Annotated in this window: 19 protein-coding genes and 1 tRNA gene; 9 read left to right on the top strand and 11 right to left on the bottom strand. The window is 63.8% G+C overall.

Features of this window, described 5'->3' with window-relative positions; all coding sequences use genetic code 11:
- Positions 1-3: 3 nt before the first annotated feature.
- Positions 4-1695: an amidohydrolase gene (locus IEV75_RS05240; protein WP_188451487.1), complete on the bottom strand. Its 1692-nt coding sequence runs from the start codon at positions 1693-1695 to the stop codon at positions 4-6.
- Positions 1696-1808: 113 nt separating this feature from the next.
- A complete protein-coding gene (gene rpmB, locus IEV75_RS05235) occupies positions 1809-2102 on the bottom strand; it encodes a 50S ribosomal protein L28 (protein ID WP_127565059.1) in 294 nt (97 codons plus the stop codon).
- Between the two features lie 226 nt (positions 2103-2328).
- Here rpmB and IEV75_RS05230 point away from each other — a divergent pair, with 226 nt between their 5' ends.
- Positions 2329-3132, top strand: a complete 804-nt coding sequence (locus IEV75_RS05230; RefSeq protein WP_233351756.1) for a DUF3108 domain-containing protein — start codon at positions 2329-2331, stop codon at positions 3130-3132.
- Here IEV75_RS05230 and IEV75_RS05225 read toward each other — a convergent pair.
- Positions 3129-3497: a type II toxin-antitoxin system VapC family toxin gene (locus IEV75_RS05225; protein ID WP_188451486.1), complete on the bottom strand. Its 369-nt coding sequence runs from the start codon at positions 3495-3497 to the stop codon at positions 3129-3131. The genes IEV75_RS05230 and IEV75_RS05225 overlap by 4 nt on opposite strands.
- The gene (locus tag IEV75_RS05220; RefSeq protein ID WP_188451485.1) at positions 3494-3691 is read right to left on the bottom strand and encodes a type II toxin-antitoxin system VapB family antitoxin; all 198 of its coding nucleotides are present in this window, start codon (positions 3689-3691) and stop codon (positions 3494-3496) included. Before IEV75_RS05220 ends, IEV75_RS05225 begins: the two co-directional genes overlap by 4 nt.
- Before the next feature lie 118 nt (positions 3692-3809).
- Here IEV75_RS05220 and IEV75_RS05215 point away from each other — a divergent pair, with 118 nt between their 5' ends.
- The 5 genes from IEV75_RS05215 to IEV75_RS05195 all read left to right on the top strand — a co-directional run bounded on the left by IEV75_RS05215 (position 3810) and on the right by IEV75_RS05195 (position 9000).
- Positions 3810-6416, top strand: coding sequence for a helicase-related protein (locus IEV75_RS05215; RefSeq protein WP_188451484.1), 2607 nt, complete (start codon positions 3810-3812; stop codon positions 6414-6416).
- The gene (locus IEV75_RS05210; RefSeq protein ID WP_188451483.1) at positions 6413-6724 is read left to right on the top strand and encodes an RNA-binding S4 domain-containing protein; all 312 of its coding nucleotides are present in this window, start codon (positions 6413-6415) and stop codon (positions 6722-6724) included. The genes IEV75_RS05215 and IEV75_RS05210 overlap by 4 nt, the downstream gene beginning before the upstream one ends.
- 79 nt (positions 6725-6803) lie before the next feature.
- Positions 6804-7145 carry a ferredoxin FdxA gene (gene fdxA / locus IEV75_RS05205; protein ID WP_188451482.1) on the top strand — a complete coding sequence of 114 codons (342 nt, stop codon included), beginning with the start codon at positions 6804-6806 and terminating at the stop codon, positions 7143-7145.
- Between the two features lie 238 nt (positions 7146-7383).
- Positions 7384-7902: a CarD family transcriptional regulator gene (locus IEV75_RS05200; protein ID WP_188451481.1), complete on the top strand. Its 519-nt coding sequence runs from the start codon at positions 7384-7386 to the stop codon at positions 7900-7902.
- A 204-nt stretch (positions 7903-8106) separates the two neighbouring features.
- Complete coding sequence (locus IEV75_RS05195) at positions 8107-9000, top strand: RNA polymerase factor sigma-32 (protein WP_188451480.1); 894 nt, start codon at positions 8107-8109, stop codon at positions 8998-9000.
- Between the two features lie 6 nt (positions 9001-9006).
- Here the strand turns inward: IEV75_RS05195 and IEV75_RS05190 are convergent, their stop codons facing one another.
- From IEV75_RS05190 to IEV75_RS05165, 6 genes are all read right to left on the bottom strand, one after another.
- On the bottom strand, positions 9007-9825 hold the full coding sequence (locus tag IEV75_RS05190) for a thermonuclease family protein (RefSeq protein WP_188451479.1): 819 nt from the start codon (positions 9823-9825) through the stop codon (positions 9007-9009).
- Between the two features lie 74 nt (positions 9826-9899).
- The gene (locus IEV75_RS05185; RefSeq protein ID WP_188451478.1) at positions 9900-10280 is read right to left on the bottom strand and encodes a hypothetical protein; all 381 of its coding nucleotides are present in this window, start codon (positions 10278-10280) and stop codon (positions 9900-9902) included.
- Positions 10280-10654 (bottom strand): heavy-metal-associated domain-containing protein, encoded by a 375-nt coding sequence (locus tag IEV75_RS05180; protein WP_188451477.1) that lies wholly within the window; start codon positions 10652-10654, stop codon positions 10280-10282. Before IEV75_RS05180 ends, IEV75_RS05185 begins: the two co-directional genes overlap by 1 nt.
- Positions 10655-10685: 31 nt before the next feature.
- Positions 10686-11339 carry a hypothetical protein gene (locus tag IEV75_RS05175; RefSeq protein WP_233351755.1) on the bottom strand — a complete coding sequence of 218 codons (654 nt, stop codon included), beginning with the start codon at positions 11337-11339 and terminating at the stop codon, positions 10686-10688.
- Between the two features lie 69 nt (positions 11340-11408).
- On the bottom strand, positions 11409-11762 hold the full coding sequence (locus IEV75_RS05170) for a hypothetical protein (protein ID WP_188451476.1): 354 nt from the start codon (positions 11760-11762) through the stop codon (positions 11409-11411).
- Positions 11763-11886: 124 nt separating this feature from the next.
- Entirely contained in the window at positions 11887-14673 is a 2787-nt protein-coding gene (locus tag IEV75_RS05165; RefSeq protein ID WP_233351754.1) for a TonB-dependent receptor, read from the bottom strand.
- Between the two features lie 282 nt (positions 14674-14955).
- Between IEV75_RS05165 and IEV75_RS05160 the strand changes: the two genes are divergently transcribed.
- From IEV75_RS05160 to IEV75_RS05150, 3 genes are all read left to right on the top strand, one after another.
- The gene (locus IEV75_RS05160; protein WP_188451475.1) at positions 14956-15816 is read left to right on the top strand and encodes a metallophosphoesterase family protein; all 861 of its coding nucleotides are present in this window, start codon (positions 14956-14958) and stop codon (positions 15814-15816) included.
- Positions 15817-15901: 85 nt separating this feature from the next.
- Positions 15902-15978: transfer RNA gene (locus IEV75_RS05155), tRNA-Arg, on the top strand.
- 151 nt (positions 15979-16129) lie between these two features.
- The gene (locus tag IEV75_RS05150) at positions 16130-16549 is read left to right on the top strand and encodes a response regulator (RefSeq protein WP_188451474.1); all 420 of its coding nucleotides are present in this window, start codon (positions 16130-16132) and stop codon (positions 16547-16549) included.
- A gap of 6 nt (positions 16550-16555) precedes the next feature.
- On the opposite strand, the gene IEV75_RS05145 is transcribed toward IEV75_RS05150, so the two are convergent.
- Positions 16556-17110 (bottom strand): GAF domain-containing protein, encoded by a 555-nt coding sequence (locus IEV75_RS05145; RefSeq protein WP_217979834.1) that lies wholly within the window; start codon positions 17108-17110, stop codon positions 16556-16558.
- Between the last annotated feature and the right edge of the window lie 165 nt (positions 17111-17275).

The raw sequence follows: 17275 nt of genomic DNA, 5'->3' as shown, positions 1-17275 counted from the left end.
GCTTCACTCCGCCTGCCAGACGATCTCTCCGCCGATCACCGTCATCACGGGCCGGGCGTGGCGCAGATCGAGATCATCGGCCGTCATCAGATCCATATCGAAGACAGAGAAATCGGCGAGCATGCCCGGTGCAATCACGCCAAGCTCGTCCTCGCGGAAGGCGGCATGGGCGGCATTCACGGTAAACAGGCGCAGCGCGTCCTCCCGGCTTAAGGCCTGTTCGAGGTGCCAGGTCTGAGGGTCGGCAAACCCGTCGAGATCGCGCCTCACAGTGGCGGCATAGAACTCGATACGCGCCTCCCCGCGCTCAACGGGCGCATCAGACCCGCCCGCGATCACCGCACCGCTATCCATGATGTCCTGCCACGCATAGGCCCCTGACAGGCGCTGCAGGCCAAGCCGCGCAGGCGCAAAGTGCAGATCACCAATGGCGTGGGAGGGCTGCATGGAGGCGATTAAGCCCAGCTCGGCAATACGTGGCAGGTCCGTGGGGCTGACCACTTGCGTATGCTCGATGCGCCAGCGGGGCTGCGCAATCGCGCGTTCCTCCACCGGCACACGGGCATAAGCGGCCTCCACCCAGTCCAGCACAGAGCGATTGCCCAGATCGCCAATGGCGTGGATGGCCAGCTGCACCCCGTCACGCAGGGCATCATCCATCATCGCGCCCGCCGCGTCGGCCTGCATGAGCATCAGGCCACGGTTCGCCGGATCGTCAGAATAAGGGTTGATGAGCGCGGCGCCGCGAGAGCCCAACGCGCCGTCTGCATAGAGCTTCACCGCGCGCGCGGTGACCCGTCCGCTCTCATGGCGGCGCGGAGCATTGGCCGCGACATCTTCATAATCACCCGGATTGGCGGAGACATGCACGCGAAGCGGCAGGCGGCCTTCATCGGCGAGCCGTTCCAGGATTGTCACATCGCCGTAGGGCACGCTCATATCATGGACGCCCGTCCAGCCATAACTTGCCATCACGCGCGCGGCGGCGGCGTAAATCTCCACCCGTTCAGCCTCGGAGGGTTCACCCAAAAGCGCGCGGAACGGGGCCATGGCAGTGTCGATGATCATGCCGGTCGCCCGGCCATCCTCATCACGCAATATCGCCCCGCCTTCGGGATCAGGCGTGGCATCGGTGACGCCAGCTGCTTCAATCGCGGCACTGTTGGCCACCAGCGCATGCCCATCGGCGCGGATCAGGATGACGGGCCGGTCAGAGACCACCGCGTCAAGATCAGCGGCACTCGGAAAGCGCGCCTCCGGCCAGTGCGTCTCGATCCAGCCGCGCCCGAACACCACGCCTTCGCTGTTGGTTTCGGCATAGGCCAAGACCCGGGCCTGCAGATCGGCGATCGAGGCCGTCTCCTCGAGATTCAGCGTGCGCTCGCGCTGGCCAATCCCGATAAGATGGGCATGGGAGTCGGTAAAGCCCGGAAACATGGTGGCGCCGTCCAGATCGACGGTCTGGGTATCGCTGCCTTCAAACCCTGCCAGCCCTGCGCCATCGCCTGCATAGACTATGCGGCCATCGCGCACGGCGACGGCCTCCACCGTATCGCCCAGCCCGGTATGGATGGTGCCGCCTGTGAAAATGCGTTCCGCCGCCACGGTACTGGCGGCATCATCACCGGACGTGCCATTACAGCCCGCCAGAAGGCCCGCAGAAACGATTGTCATGAGTGTTGTGGTGCGGATCATGCTGCCCTCCTGCAAGCGCTTGAAGGAGCAAGCTAGGCCGGTTGGCGGCAAAAAGAAAACGCCCGCCTCAATCGAGACGGGCGCTTGATCTTTCTAAGGCAGGAAGGGAGGGCTTAGGCCGCCGCTTCGCCTTGGGCCTTTTTCAGCTCGCGCTTCACTTTCAGCGCGCCAGCCGACAGGTTCTCGTCGCGGGCTTTCAGGAGGAACGGATCGAGCCCGCCCACATGGTCAACGCTGCGCAGGGCTTTCGCCGCGATGCGGAATTTGAACGCGCGGCCCAGAGCCTCCGACGCCAGCGTGACATCGATCAGGTTCGGCAGGAAGCGCCGGCGGGTCTTGTTGTTGGCGTGGGACACGTTGTTGCCGGACATCGGGCCGGTCCCGGTCAGTTCGCAGCGGCGCGCCATGGCTTCCACCTTTTCTTGCAAAGTCGCGTTCAGGAATACGGTGCACGCCGAAGAAGCCTCCGGCGCGGGAGCGCGGGTGTTAGCCGAGAGGGCCTGATACGTCAAGCCGGGCCTGTATATGGCAGCGTCATGTGCAAGCTGTGCCACACCGCTGCCGCGTTCATCGTGCAGACAGGTCATGAACGCGATAGAATACCGGTCAAACGACCCTGCTGGAGCGACCCTGATGCGAATGAAAGCCCTTCTGGCCATGACGGCTCTTGCTGTTCTGCCTGCCTTGCCGGCGAGCGCGGATACCGGCGAACGGCTGGCAGCCCCGCCCGACAGCCTGTTCGTGCAGTATTCCGGCTCCTATCTGATGATTCCGGTGGCCAATATCTCCATTAATGCCGTCTGGCCGGGCGAGACCTATTCTGCCACCGCCACCTTCCAGTCCGGCGGCCTCCTGCGCTGGTTTGACGATACCAATATCGAGGCAGGCGTATCGGGTTATGTGCGTGAGGACGGGCTTGATCCCTGGCGTTACCAGCACCTCAACCATGCCAGCGGCAAGGGCCGCATCGTGGCAGTGAACTTCGTCGGCGGCATGGCCGTGCCCGACATCAACCCGCCTTTCGGCTCCATGGGGGATCCGGCGGCCAGCGATGAAGACCGCACCGGCGCCATCGACCCGATTTCGGGCATTCTCAACATGATGCTGACGGCCCCAATGGCTGCCAATGGCGAGCCCTGTTCGGGCCGCGTGCCGATCTTTGACGGGCGCGCACGCTATAACCTGCGGCTGGAAAATGGCGGCATGTCGGATGTGTCGACGCGCGCCTACCGCGGCGCGGCACTGGTGTGCCGTGCTTATGTCGAGCCGATCAGCGGCTATGAGGAAGGCAAGCGCCCGACCGAGGACGATACGGCCCGTCCGGTCGTGATGTGGCTCGCGCAGCAGGGTGATATCTGGGTTCCGGTGCGCTACCGCGCCAATACCCGCATCGGCAATCTCACCATAAGCGCCACGCATCTGCGCGTGGGCGGCTAGGCGAAATCCACAGCCAGGCCGAGCCGGTCAAGGACCCGCGCCAGACGCTTGTCGCGGGTCCATAAGCCCTGCAACGCTCCCAGCTTTGCCGACGCCGCAAGATGGGCATCCAAATAGCCGATACCACTGCCAGCAAGGCTGTACGCATCAATAAGGCGGAGCACTTCGCCGTCCGATGCTTGCGGCACGGCGGGCAGGTTTTCCAGATCAGCCAGAATGTCCGCCCGGTCAGCCAGATTGCCCAGCGCCAGCTCACCGATGATGAAGGGATGGCACACGGCCTGCCCCTTCATCAGCAGGCCAGCCAGATGCGGTTCGCCGGAACGCAGATGGTCAACCCACACCGATGTGTCGACGAGGATCAAGCAGGTTCGCCCTGCCGCCGGGGAACGGGCCGCAGGTCCGGCTGCGTCCCGCCCAGACGGGCCAGGCGGCGCGCGCTCTCACGCTCGATCAGCGCCTTGAACGCTTCGCGGACAAGGGCGGCGCGCTCTTCAATGCCGGTGAGCTTCGCAGCCTTCTCGAGCAGCTGATCGTCGAGATTTACGGTCGCGCGCATGGCTGATCTCCCTGGATGAACGCATGCTAGCACCAAATGATGCCAAAAACCATGCCTGCCATCGCCCCTTAAACCCGTCCCCGCTACACCCTATCTTGGGGCGTGAAAGCGAGGCGGCATGCGCACGCAAGGCGAGATCACGGCCGTTCTGGGCCCCACCAATACCGGTAAGACCCATCTTGCCCTGACACGCATGCTGGGGCGGTCCTCCGGTGTGATGGGCCTGCCTTTGCGCCTGCTTGCCCGCGAACTTTATGATCGCGTGGTCAAGGCCAGGGGGCCAGGCTCCGCTGCCCTCATCACCGGCGAGGAAAAGATCGTGCCGAAAAGCGCGCGCTATTTTCTGTGTACGGTCGAGGCCATGCCGCTCGATCTGAAGCCCGCCTTCCTGGCCATTGACGAGATACAGCTCGCCGCTGACCCGGACCGCGGCCATGTCTTCACCGACCGGCTTCTGCATGCGCGCGGCTCCGAGGAGACCATGCTTCTGGGCGCGTCCACCATGGCGCCCATGCTCTCCCGGCTGGTGCCCGACGCGCAAAGAGTGGAACGCGAGCGCTTTTCCACCCTGACCTATTCCGGACCGAAAAAGCTCGGCAAGCTGCCGCGCCGCTCAGCCATCGTCGCCTTCTCGGCAGAAGATGTGTACGCCATTGCAGAGCTGATACGCCGCCAGCGCGGCGGCGCCGCTGTGGTGATGGGCGCGCTCTCCCCGCGCACCCGCAATGCGCAAGTAGAGCTCTACCAGTCAGGCGAAGTCGATTATCTCATCGCCACCGACGCCATTGGCATGGGGCTCAACATGGATGTCGACCATGTCGCCTTTGCCGCCTTCTCCAAATTTGATGGCCATCGCCGCCGGCGTCTGCGTCCCGACGAGATCGGCCAGATTGCAGGGCGCGCAGGCCGCTTCCGCTCTGATGGCACATTCGGCGAGACCGGCGACGCGCGCGCGCTCGACGCCGAGACCATCCAGGCGGTCGAGAACCACGAATTTGCCCCGGTCACCAAGCTCACCTGGCGCAATGGCGCGCTGGACTTTTCCTCGCTGGAAGCCTTGCGCAATTCGCTGGCAAGACCATCCCCGGCCAAAGGGCTGGAGCGCGTGCGCGGCGCGCTGGACGAGCAGGTGCTCGAAACCCTGAGTTCAGACGGTGAGGTGCGCGGCTGGACACGGGCGCAGGGCGGTCTGACAACATTGTGGGATGTGTGCCGCATACCCGATTTCCGCAAGACAACCGTGGACGAACATGCCCGCCTCGCCCGCCAGATCTATGCCTATCTGATGAGCCGCGAGGGCGTGCTGCCCGATGCCTGGCTAGATGGCCAGCTCGCGCGGGTCGCCGGCACGGCGGGCGATGTGGCTGTCCTGTCCCAGCGCCTCGCCCATGTGCGCACCTGGGCCTATGCGGCCAACCGGCCCGGCTGGACAAGGGATCCCGCACACTGGCAGGCGCGCACGCGCGAGGTGGAGGATGCCCTCTCCGACGCTCTGCACGAGGCCCTGATGACCCGCTTCATCGACCGGCGCACATCGGCGCTGGTCCGCGGCCTGCGCGAGAAGGCCGATCTGGCAGCGGGGGTGGACCATCGCGGCGAGGTGACCGTGGAAGGCCATTTCGTCGGCCGGTTGAAAGGCCTGCGCTTTGCCGCCGACAATGCGGGCGGCCCGCTGGCGCAGCGCGCGGTCACCGGCGCCGCGCTGAAAGCCGTCCGGCCGGAAATCAATCGCCGCCTCGGCGCGCTTGCGCGGGCCGAGGCCGCCGATCTGGAGCTGGACAGCGATGGCTATCTGGTCTGGCAGGGCGAGCGGACAGGAAAGCTGGCCCGGTCGGCTGACCGGCTGAACCCGGATGTCGTGCTGGTTGGCGGCGAGCTGGGAGCGCCCGAAGCGGTTACCCGCGCAGTCCAGCGCCTGCAGCGTCATGTGGCGGACGAGGCCGCGACCCATCTGGAGGGCCTTCTGGCGCTAAAACTGCGGACCGGAGCCGCCTGCGGTCTTGACGGGCTGGCGCGCGGAATTGGCTGGCGGCTTGTCGAGGCCGGCGGCGCCATGCCCCGCCATGAGCTGGCCGCTGACATCGCCCAGCTCTCCGCTCATGAGCGCCGTCAGCTGCGCAGTGCCGGGGTCCGCATCGGCGAGCACGCCGTGTTCCTGCCAGCCATGCTCAAGCCGCGCGCGGCCAGCCTCAACACGCTGTTCCATGCCGTGCACAGCGGCGATGCGGACGGGCGCTTCCGTCCGGCACCCGGACGGGTATGCGTAACCGCGCCGCCGGGCCGCTCCGCAAACGAGATGGCATCGGCGGGCTATCTGGTTTGCGGATCACTGGCCGTTCGTATCGACATGCTCGAACGGCTGGCCGATGCCATTCGCGAGGCCCGCAAGGCGCATCCGCGCGGCTGGTTCGCGCTGGATGACAGCATGATGGCCCTTATGGGCCTTCCTGCCTCAGGGCTGGAGGAGGTGGTGCGCGCGCTTGGCTATACTCGCGTGCAAAAAGCCCGCGGTGAAGCGCCAGACCTCTGGGCCGCCCGCCGCAAGACGCGCCGCAAGCCGGCAGGCACGACCCGCCCTGCCGCCCCTGCCGATGCCTTCAGCCCCTTTGCGAGGCTGGCCGAACTGGACCTCTCGCAGACGGCGGCGAGACCCCGCACCCGCAGCAGCAGAAAGCCCCGCCGCCAGCAGGCAGCCTCCAGGGCAAAGCGGGCGGGACCATCATGACGCAGCCATTGCCGGACGATGCGCCGGTACAGAAAGTGCGCCTGGATGTCTGGCTTTTCAGGGCGCGGTTCGTGAAATCGCGGGGCCTGGCGGCTGGCCTGATTGAAAAGGGCCGTATCAGGCTGGAGCGCAATGGACAGATCCTCCGCCTGACCAAACCGGCCCACGCCATTCAGCCCGGAGACATTCTCACCCTGCCGCTAAAGCCTGCGCCCTTGCGCGTCGAGGTTTGCACCGTCGGCGAGCGCCGCGGGCCCGCATCAGAGGCGAGAACATTATACCGGACGCTGGATATCGCAGGACCGTGATTGACAAACACGGCTGCGGGTTCCATCTCCGGCGCGCTGCCTGCCCGCCTCGCACGCCAACCGGAAACCCGACTCTGTCATGACCTATATCGTCACCGATGCCTGCATACGCTGCAAGTTCACCGACTGCGTGGAAGTCTGCCCGGTCGACTGCTTTTATGAAGGCGAGAACATGCTCGTCATTCATCCCGACGAGTGCATTGACTGCGGCGTGTGCGAGCCGGAATGTCCTGTAGAAGCGATCAAGCCGGACACTGAAGATGATCCTGACGGCAAGTGGCTTGCGCTTAATTCAAAGTATGCGGCTGCGTGGCCGAACATTACCGTCCGCAAGGACCCGCCCGCCGACGCCGCTGAATTTGAGACGGTTTCAGGCAAGCTCGACAAATACTTTTCCGACAAGCCGGGCTCTGGCGATTAACTTTGTTTTTACTATTGTGGCGAACTCGTTAAACATTCGCAAACGCAGCAATTGAATTTCTGTCACGATTGTGGTAGCTTGTGCGCCTTCGATAACCGCGCCTGAAGCGGACCCCTCAGGGAAACTGCGTTGATCTGATCTGTTGTCTTAATCATCACTTCCCCGGTTTCGACCGGAGGGAGTGCTGTTGACAATTATCAGCCCTGAAGGTCCGTGCGCGCTGGCCAAGAGAGTGTCGATGACCAAGAAAACCGCCAATGACAACAAGACCTTCAAAAAAGGTGACTACATCGTCTATCCGGCACACGGCGTAGGCCGCGTGACCGGGGTGGAAAAGGAAACCGTGGCAGGCTTCGATATCGAGGTCTATGTCGTTTCCTTCGAGCAGGACAAGATGACACTGCGCGTGCCTACGGCCAAAGCCATCGCATCGGGCATGCGTCCGCTGGCCAATGACAAGGTGCTGGCCGACGCCCTGAAAACCCTGCGCGGCAAGGCCAAGGTCAAGCGCACCATGTGGAGCCGCCGCGCCCAGGAATATGAAGCCAAGATCAATTCCGGCGACCTGATCTCCATCGCCGAGGTCGTACGCGACCTGCACCGGCATGAAGACCAGCCCGAACCCTCCTATTCCGAGCGCCAGCTTTATGAGTCCGCGCTCGACCGGATGGTCCGCGAGGTTGCTGCCGTCGAGAAGGTGGACCGCGACAAGGCGCTCGAAATCCTGTCGACCTCGCTGCAGAAGAAAGCGGCCTAGGCTCCGGCTTTTTCTTGCAGATTATGAATAACGCCCCGCCCTCACCGGCGGGGCGTTTTCTGTTGCGGGCCACAGACCGGCACCGGTCCCTGCTCCGCCGGCGGGGCGGACCTGCACGAAATGAGGCATATTTGTGATCCGGTGAAGGGGCATCACCGTAAAGACCGATGAAAACCTGATGCCGGCCTTGACGGAGTAGCGTCCATGCCCAGCCCAGCCCCTGCCCGCCGCAGCGCAGACCCCGACCGCCAGTTCATGAAAGCGGCCATGGCCGTACCGCTGCTGGAGCGGGAGGAGGAGCTGGCGCTCGCGACCGCCTGGCGCGAGGAAGGGGATGAGCGCGCCCTGCACAAGCTGACCAGCGCCTATATGCGCCTCGTTATCGCGGTGGCCGCGCGCTTCCGCCAGTACGGCCTGCCTTTCCCGGATCTGGTGCAGGAGGGCAATATCGGCCTGATGCAGGCCGCGGCCCGCTTCGAGCCCGAACGCGGCGTGCGCTTTTCCACCTATGCGACCTGGTGGATCCGCTCCTCCATACAGGACTATGTGCTGCGCAACTGGTCGATCGTGCGCACGGGGACGACCGCGGCCCAGAAATCCCTCTTTTTCAATCTGCGCCGCCTGCGCGCCCTGATCAGCGATGTCAGCTCGGGCGCCCTGACGCCGGAAAACCGCGCCTATGTAGCCGAAGCACTGAAAGTGGGTGAGGACGATGTCGACGCCATGGCTGCCCGCCTGGCCGCCGTTGACCGCTCGCTGAATGCGCCCTTCACCGAGGAAGGCGAAGGCGAGTGGCAGGATTTGCTGGCTGACGAACGGCCCGACCCGGAAGCAGCGGTCATGGATGCGCGCGATACAGCGGCACGCCAGAGCTGGATCAGTGAGGCCATGAGCCGGCTTAGCGAGCGCGAACGCCACATCATCACCCAGCGCCGCCTCACCGAGGAATCCGTCACGCTGGAAAAGCTCGGCGAGGAGCTCGGCATTTCCAAGGAGCGCGTACGCCAGATCGAACACCAGGCACTGATGAAGCTGAAAAAATCCCTGACCGAGATTGTGGGCGATCCTGAAGAGGCCGGGCTGGTTCCTGCGGGCTAGACCCCCTCACCGCCCCGGCAGGCGGGCGGGCTCGGGGGCATTGACCATCTCAAGCGCCTCGGGGTGATCGAGCGAGATCATCGGACCGTTCTCCTCGAACAACCATCCGCGCACCCGCACCACGGCGCCTTCCAGCGCACGCAGTTCGACCCCCTGCGCCTCGAAACGGCGCTGGTCACGGCGCATCACCTGTACAGTGAAATCGGTGCGCCAGTCCGTTCCGAAATTGAGATATATGCGCCCGTCACGCGCCTGACCGGTGGAGATGACCCGCCCCTCGACAATCTGCACGCTGTCGAGCCAGGGCGCCAGCGCATTGGGATCTGTCCCGTGCACCCTGAGATCATGATGCGCCCAGGCGCCAAGGCCTGCATTGCGGGCCGCTTCCTCCAGGACGAGGCGTGAGGGTGTCGGCCCTGTGTGATCGCCATGGCTGTCGGTCATCACCCAGCCCAGAGAGATCAGCGCATCCTGAAGGCTGCCTTGAGGTCCGGACGCTTCGGCTATCAGGGTGCCATGCCGGTTGCGGCCGGGCCCGGCAGGCTCCAGCCGCAAATCCTCACCGGCCTGGTCGAGAAGCGCCTGCAGAGCCTCACGGGCCAGCGAAGCGGACGGTTCGGCACGCGGCGCGGCTATGCCTGCAAGGCGCACCTCCTCGCGCCGCCCCTCTGTCCACACAACGAGGCGGTCAGCGCTCAGCGCCTGTGCGCCACCGGCAATCGCACCGGGCATGTCCGGCTCGCTACCCGCAGGCGGCGTAGTCTCGCCACATGCTGCCGCGAGGGCCAGCGCCAGCCCGGCTGCACCTGATCGCCACCACCCCATGGCCACCCCTTTTTCCGCTCCACGCCAGTCTTGCAGGACACAATACCGGCGTGAAGCGCAAACGGGTAACGGCGCTAGAAAAACAGCGACGCAGCAAAGAAGGCAAAGAAGAAACCGACCGTCCAGACAATCGCCGCCACAACGAGCACAATGCCGCCCCAGCGCCGCATGCGCGTGCACGCTGCCGCCTGCTTAGGATCAGCCGGGCACGGTGCGTTACGGGTGAACCAGCGCATGGCAAACGCACCGAGCAGCAATGCACCCGACAAGGCAAACAGCGGCCCCTTCCACGCGGTAAACGCAACCAGCCCGGGCACATTGGCCACAAGCCCAGCCATCACCGCGCCTGCTCCTATGGTCACCAGCAAGGCTGGCAGGGCACAGCATATGAGCGTCGACAGGCTGGCGAAAAGCGCCAGCACCGGCGCCCCTGTCTCACGAATGGCCAGCCGCATTACACGGCCTCCGGCCGGGTGATGCCATTGGCCTGATAGCCCGCGCGGCGGATCAGGTCCGTAATGGTGGCATCATCGAGCGTCCGGCCTTCATGGACAACGAAGGTGAGTGTCTTGGCGTCGAGATCGACCGTCGCGGCGGCCACCTCGTCGCGGCGCTCGAATGTGCGTGTCATGGCAAGGGCGCAGAAATCGCACACCGCGCCCAGCACATCGACAACGACCAGGGAACCGCCTTCATCAAGCGCGGCACGCATGTCAGGCGTGATCTGGCTATCGGACAGCGTGATCTCCTGAGCCGTGGCCGCAGGCATGACCGCCAGCGCGGGCATTACCGACAGGGCGAGGGCAAGTGAGACTTTACGAATGAACATGAGATTTTCTCCGTCAGAAAGCGAAACCGCCTCAGAAGCGGTATTGAAGTTGAAGGAAGGGCCGGTCATCGGTCACGGACCAGCCGGCTTCGGCCATGAGCGGCCCTTGGAAGAAGCGCACCAGCGGCGTCACGCCCACCGGGTTTTCCGCTTCCGGATTGTGCTCCACCTGCACCATCAGCCAGGTGTGCAAGGCCCCGTAATTGGCGATGTAAGGAGCGACACCCAGCCGCGCGGCCTGCATGGCCGATTGCCCGGTCGTCTCTCCGGAAAAACCTCTGGCCATGTAGGAGACGAACCAGCGGCGGGTTTCCCAGTCGGCCATGACACCCAGAGACCCGGCGGGTCCAGTGCCGGCAGGGTTATCGTCTACACCATAGGCAAGGCCTGCAGCGCCCGAGAGATAGAGATTGGCCTGATAATCCTCGCCGAACCAGCGCCTGGCGAGCCACGTGACTTGTGCGCCATGAAAGGCGTGATCATCATCGCGATGCCATTCACCGCGATAACCGATCGAGTAGCGGTGATGCGGCGTATAATGCGCCCAGACAGAGCTCATGCTCCGGTCGTGCTCCGCGATGAAGGTGCGCCCGCCCTCATAGGAGACAGGCCTTGCCTGCGCCGCGGGTGGCGCAAGCGCCACAGCCAGCATCAGGGCTGCAGCCGTAATTGCGTACTGTTTCAAGAGATTGTCCTTCCCGTCTGATTCATTCCATCGGCGCGCGGGACGCCCGCCGTCATACGAGGGAAAGGATCAGGCCCGGGGAGGGGGCGGGTCGTGCGCGATAGGCCCGGTGCGGGCCGTCTTGACCACAAACAGGCGCGGCGCCCCCTGCAGGGCGAACCCGCTGACCGGGTCCATATCCGCCGTCAGGCCCGCGGCAAGGGCGCAATCAATGCAGGCGGCTCCACCCGTGCAGTCATCTTCACCGTGAACGGCGGCATGGTCTGGCTGAACTGTTTCGCCCGCCGGTTCGTGACAGGGCGGGTGGGCGGCGGGCATCGCAGCGTTTTCAGCCGGTATGGCAGCCGGTTGCGCCAGCGCGCAATTGGCCGTGCCGGTAACGGCAAAGGCGAGAACCACAAGACTGGCGATAAAAGCGCGCATGGACACCATATAGCGCCGTGTTGCCGCAAATTTCCAGTCACATGCCGGTTACCCGGCGCAGGACAGCAAAAAAGGGCGCGGGGGTTTCCCGCGCCCTTTCATGGCCAACTGCCGGTTTCGTACCCTAGAAGTTGAAGCGCAGACCGCCAAACAGCGTGTAACCGAACGCCTCGCGCTCGATCACGCGGCTGCGATCGCCCGCATAGCGCACACCTTCGGTATTGGTGAGGTTCTTCGCTTCGAAGAACACGCCCAGCCGCTCATTCACATCATAGCTGGCCGAGAAATCGAGCTGGCTGCGGCCTTCCCAGTAAATGTCGAGGCGTGAATCCTCGCCATTGACCTCATTGAGATAGTCGGAGCGGTCGTTCCAGGACAGGCGGGCACTGAAACGCTCGGTTTCATAGAAGACCGCAAGGTTCAGCGTCGTATCCGACTGACCGGGCAGGATGCGTGTACGGCTGCCCGAGATGGCCGAAGCCAGCGTGATCTCCGCATCCGTATAGGTGTAGTTCGCCAACACGCCCGTATTGGACAGAAGGCCCGGCAGGAAGGTGAATTGCTGCTGGTAGGTCAGCTCCACGCCGCGGATATACCCGTCCGGCGCGTTTTCCGCCTGCGAGATTTCTGCCGCGAGCCCGTCATACGTCCCGTTGCGGACGAGGGTGAACTCATAGTCCTCGAGATCCTTGTAGAACACATTGACCGCGGCGAGGCCGAGCGGGGTGAAATAGTATTCAAGGCCCGCATCGAAATTGTTCGACATGGTCTCGCGCAGGTCCGGATTGCCACGGCTGACACTGACCGGCAGCGAGCTGCGGTCACCTTCCTCCACCCGCGGCACCACATCCTGATAGCGCGGACGGCTGATCGCGCGAGTCAGGGCGACCCGGCCGATCAGATTGTCGGAAAACTCATGACGCACGGTCAGGTTCGGGAACCAGTTGGTATAATCCCGGCTGACGCGGTTGATGCTGATATTCTCGTTGTCATCGATGAAGGGAGCGGAGCCCTCGAACTGCGTGTGCTCCACACGCACACCTGCCACGATCCGGGTGGCCCCGGCTTCCACCGTCGCCATGCCGTAGGCGGCATAAATGCGCTCTTCGGCACCATAGTCCGCCGTGGTGGATTGCGGCACCCGGCGAGAGGCTGCGTCCGTAGACTGGGCTTCATTGGCATTCCAGTAAGCGGTCACAGCCGACGGATCATACTTGTTGCCAAGGAAATAGCTGAAGTTCTGCGAGCGCTCGGTGCTCAGGAAGGCCGAGATCGGCTGGCCGGGGTTGGCGCTGCCGCGGCGGTCGCGATACTGCTCATTATCGTTGGTGACCTCACGGCTGCGCACGGCTGCGCCGGTGCGGAACTCGGTGGGGTTGGCAAGGAAGGAGCCGCTGAAAGCATAATTGATGCGTGCGGCGATCTCGTCCTGCTCGGTCGTCTGGCCGCGGAACACGTTTTCGCGGAACCCGTAGCCGGAAAGGTCCAGGTGCTCGCCGGACGTGAACAGCGACAGGGCCGGGCTGTCGGCGTTCGAGAAGTCATAGCTCAGATCCGGCCGGATCGAGGAGCGGAACAGAAACTGGGCACGGCGCGGGTTGAACTGTTCGGAGCGTGCATAGGAGAGCGAGTAATCCAGTTCGCCGCCACCGATCAGATGTTCGCCGCCCACCTGTATCGTGGTGATCTCGTTTTGCACGATACGGTGGCGCAGCTCTTTCTCGATCCGCGACTCGTTCCAGGTGGCATTGCCGTCCGTGGCGCCCGGCTGCAGATCGCCATCGGCATAGATGATGAGAAGCGTGTTGCGGAATTCATCATCGCGGAAGCGCGAATAGCTGCCCGTAAGGAAGAAGCGGTTTGCATCATCGGGGCGGAATTCCAGCGAGCCGGTGAGCGCGGTGCGTTCGCGCACCGTGTCATAGTCCTTGAACTCCTGCTCATCGACCAGGAACACGTCCTGACCCGCCACATCCTCGATAATCCAGCTGGATTCGATATTGTCGACCTGGCGGTCAGTGCGCGAATAGCTCGCCGAGAGCAGCGCGCCGAAACGGTCATTGCCAAATGTGTTGGAGATGGTGCCCGAGGCGCGCCGGTCATTGCCGTCGCCGAACTCGTTATAGCTGAGACCCGCCTGACCGGAAATGTTCAGGCCTGGCCGGTCGAATGGCGAGCGTGTCACCAGATTGACCGAACCGGCAATCGAATCCGCGTCCTGGTTGGGCAGAAGGGTCTTGGAGACTTCCAGCGCCGCGACAATGTCGGACGGGATGGTATCCAGATCGACCGCGCGTGTGGTCGGGTCGGGCGATCCGATCTGCACTCCGTCCACCGAAATGCCGGTGAAATCGCCCGGCGCGCCACGCAGATTGATGAAGCGGCCTTCGCCCTGGTCGCGCGCCACGGCAAAGCCCGGCACGCGCTGAAGCGCCTCGGCGATATTGGCATCGGGGAAGCGGCCGATGGAGTCAGCCGACACGATATTCGTGGTGGCATTATTGGTGCGCTGCTGGTTCAGGGCCCGCGCGGCCGAATCGAGGATCTGGCCGGTGATGATGATACGCTCCACGCCATCGGCCGAGTCGGCAAGCGTGAACGTGACCGTATTGATGTCGCTGGCCGAGATGTTGACACCCCTTACGCCAGGCGGCAGGCCGAGATAGCTGACCTCGAGCCGGGCCTCGCCTGCAGGCAGGGAGAGGAAGGTGAACTCGCCACGGCGGTCGGTCGAAGTGGTCAGGCCCAGCTCCGGTACGCTGACACGGGCGCCCGGAAGGCCATTGCCGCGTTCATCGACCACACGGCCGGTGAGCTGATGCTGGGCAAGCGCATCGGCGCCCATCGCGCTGAGGCCAAGTGCGAGCACGGCTGCAGATACGCCCGACAGGCGCAGATTGCGTATCGTCATCGGTGAAGTCCCCCTGAATAACGTCAAAAAGCCGGGCTGCACTCATGCATCCGGTTCAGAGGCGTTAGACACAGGCCCGGTGACACGCCGGTCACGGATCGGTGAAGTCTTGGTGATGTTTCGATGACGGCGGGGTCACGAATGCGCGTCGGTTTGATGACGGGAGGCAGCATCTGGCCCCTGCTCCGGCAGTGAAGCGCCGATTCACGCCTCTGTCACAGAAACCGGGCAAGGTCTGGTGCGGCTGCCGGCCGGTTTCGCAACTCAGGGAATGAAAGCAAGATGATCAAGGGATTTGCCGCCGCGCTCATCGCGGCGCTGGCACTGGCGGGCGGAGCCGTCGCGCAGGACAACGCCCACGACCCGGTATTGCTCCGCTTCGCGGTTCTGGGCGATGCCGAGCCCAAACCGTGCGCCCTGTTTCCCGGCGTGGAAGCGGCCGTTGTGGACGTCAATGCATTGGCGGAATCCGGGCGTATCGATTTTGTGGTCGGGGTAGGCGATATCGCCCACAAGGGCACCGGGATACAGTACGAGAATGTCACGCCGGCCCTGCAATCACTGACCCGGCCATTTTATCCGATCATGGGCAATGAAGAGCATAACGACACTGTCGAGCGCTATCTCGAATTTGCCCGCCAGTGGAATCCGGACATTACCGAACCGAGCTATGTGCGTGATCCGGGGCCGGTCGTCATGGTGCACGCCTCTCCCGATTTTGGCCGGGACTTCAACGATGACGGCATTGACTGGATAGTGGAGCAGATCGCGGCTGCCGCGCCGCGGCCCGTCTTCCTGGTCGTTCATGCTGCCCAGGCAGGCGTGTACCCGGAAGACGCCGACAAGGGGGTTCAAAATCCGCGTTTTCAGGAAGTTGTCGGTCAGGCCAATCTTGCGGCCGTGATTTCCGGTGATTTGCACATGGACATGGACCGGACCGTTCACTCCCGTCAGATCGGCCACGTCCACTATCTTCACATCCCGGCGCTGGAACGCACCAAGATACCCGATGAAACGCACCACACGCCGATGTATCGCGTGTTTACTGTGCTGGAGGGCGGCGAGGTCCGGGTCGATACCTACGAAACAGGCAATCTGGAGCCGCTTTCCCGTCACGACTACAGCTTCACCCTGCCGCAATAGATTGCCTGCCGGGGCGTCGGCCGCCCGCGCCTGTGCGACATCCGTCATGACAGGCCGGGCGCCATTGGCTAATGTCCGCGCCAGTGTCCCCGTAGCTCAGCAGGATAGAGCATCAGATTCCTAATCTGGGGGCCACAGGTTCGAATCCTGTCGGGGACACCATTCTTTCCCGGCTTCCCGGGGTCTGGCCGCCGCGCCGTTGAGCGCGGGCGGCATCCTGCCGGAATTCGCGCTGCAGCACGCAATTAGGGATTGCCGGGACGCGCCTTCCGCCCCTAGGCTTGGCTCAAAGGGCTTGCAGGGCGGATCACCCATGGGCAGCACCACACATCCGGCACGCATACTTCTGGTCGAGGATGACGATACCGAAGCAGAACTGTTTGCCGGCATGCTGGTACGCAAATCGCCCGAGTGCACGGTGGCGCGCGCCGCCAGCGGGCACGAGGCACTGGCAAAACTGGCGGATGGCCCGCTGCCGGACTGCGTCGTGCTGGATCTGCGCCTGCCCGGTGAGGATGGAATCTGGATACTGGAGCGCCTGCTGGAATCGCCTGAGTGGCGGACCATTCCCGTCATCGTGTTTTCAGGTGATGTCTCGCGCCTGGGACCGGCCTCCAGCCAGTTTCCCAATGTCGCCTCCAGCGTGCGCAAGCCCCACAGCGTGGAGGAGTATGAGGCAGCCCTCCTGATCGTCTGCGCGATTGTGGGCGCAACAGTGTCTGCCGCGGCCTGAAGCGGTTCAGGCCCGCCGCGCCACCGTTTCGGCGGCTCTCTCCGAGCTGTGCCCTTTGAGCCGCCGCATCAGCTCCTTCAGCTCCAGCTTTTGCCGGTGCGCCTCAATGGCGTGCATGACAGCGTCAGCCATATGTCCCAGCAGGCGCAGCTGTCCGGCGGACAGTGTACGCGGCTTTGTGTCCAGAATGCACAGCGTGCCGAGCGCATAGCCATCCGCTTCGATAAGCGGTGCACCGGCGTAAAAACGCACATGCGGCGCGCCCGTTACCAGCGGATTGCAGGCAAAGCGCCGGTCCCGCGCAGCATCGGGAACCACCATGGGTTCAAACCCTTCAATGGTATGGCTGCAGAACGAGATGGAACGGGCCGTTTCACGGACATTGACCCCGAGCGCCGACTTGAACCACTGCCGCTCCGCGTCAACGAGGGAAATGAGCGAGATCGGCACGTCAAACGCAAGCGTTGCCGCACGCGTCAGGCAGTCGAATGCCGGATGCGGTTCTGTATCGAGTATGGCGCAGGCGCGCAGCGCTGCGAGACGCTGGAACTCAACAGACAATGTAATAAATCCAGTGAACTGATTCAGTGAACAACACTATAGGTGGAAGGTTGCTCAACCGTAAACAGTCCGGAGCAGCCCGCAGCTGACCGGCACCGGCGGCCATGATTGCCAACCGGCCTGCACCGTCTAGTCTGACTGCAGACCAGAGTTAGGAGAAAGTAA

Source organism: Glycocaulis albus (genome assembly GCF_014639075.1).
Taxonomy (GTDB): Bacteria; Pseudomonadota; Alphaproteobacteria; order Caulobacterales; family Maricaulaceae; genus Glycocaulis; species Glycocaulis albus.
The sequence above is the reverse complement of the archived record's forward strand: the minus strand, read 5'-3'. Positions and strand labels throughout refer to the sequence as shown.

Excerpts from the sequence above, each read along its gene's own strand:
- IEV75_RS05180 (WP_188451477.1), bottom strand. The coding sequence starts at position 10,654 with ATGTTCATTCGTAAAGTCTCACTTGCCCTCGCCCTGTCGGTAATGCCC.
- IEV75_RS05200 (WP_188451481.1), top strand. The coding sequence starts at position 7,384 with ATGACCAAGAAAACCGCCAATGACAACAAGACCTTCAAAAAAGGTGAC.
- IEV75_RS05185 (WP_188451478.1), bottom strand. The coding sequence starts at position 10,280 with ATGCGGCTGGCCATTCGTGAGACAGGGGCGCCGGTGCTGGCGCTTTTC.
- fdxA (WP_188451482.1), top strand. The coding sequence starts at position 6,804 with ATGACCTATATCGTCACCGATGCCTGCATACGCTGCAAGTTCACCGAC.
- IEV75_RS05160 (WP_188451475.1), top strand. The coding sequence starts at position 14,956 with ATGATCAAGGGATTTGCCGCCGCGCTCATCGCGGCGCTGGCACTGGCG.
- IEV75_RS05150 (WP_188451474.1), top strand. The coding sequence starts at position 16,130 with ATGGGCAGCACCACACATCCGGCACGCATACTTCTGGTCGAGGATGAC.
- IEV75_RS05190 (WP_188451479.1), bottom strand. The coding sequence starts at position 9,825 with ATGGGGTGGTGGCGATCAGGTGCAGCCGGGCTGGCGCTGGCCCTCGCG.
- IEV75_RS05230 (WP_233351756.1), top strand. The coding sequence starts at position 2,329 with ATGCGAATGAAAGCCCTTCTGGCCATGACGGCTCTTGCTGTTCTGCCT.
- rpmB (WP_127565059.1), bottom strand. The coding sequence starts at position 2,102 with ATGGCGCGCCGCTGCGAACTGACCGGGACCGGCCCGATGTCCGGCAAC.
- IEV75_RS05215 (WP_188451484.1), top strand. The coding sequence starts at position 3,810 with ATGCGCACGCAAGGCGAGATCACGGCCGTTCTGGGCCCCACCAATACC.
- IEV75_RS05170 (WP_188451476.1), bottom strand. The coding sequence starts at position 11,762 with ATGCGCGCTTTTATCGCCAGTCTTGTGGTTCTCGCCTTTGCCGTTACC.
- IEV75_RS05220 (WP_188451485.1), bottom strand. The coding sequence starts at position 3,691 with ATGCGCGCGACCGTAAATCTCGACGATCAGCTGCTCGAGAAGGCTGCG.
- IEV75_RS05165 (WP_233351754.1), bottom strand. The coding sequence starts at position 14,673 with ATGACGATACGCAATCTGCGCCTGTCGGGCGTATCTGCAGCCGTGCTC.
- IEV75_RS05195 (WP_188451480.1), top strand. The coding sequence starts at position 8,107 with ATGCCCAGCCCAGCCCCTGCCCGCCGCAGCGCAGACCCCGACCGCCAG.
- IEV75_RS05240 (WP_188451487.1), bottom strand. The coding sequence starts at position 1,695 with ATGATCCGCACCACAACACTCATGACAATCGTTTCTGCGGGCCTTCTG.
- IEV75_RS05210 (WP_188451483.1), top strand. The coding sequence starts at position 6,413 with ATGACGCAGCCATTGCCGGACGATGCGCCGGTACAGAAAGTGCGCCTG.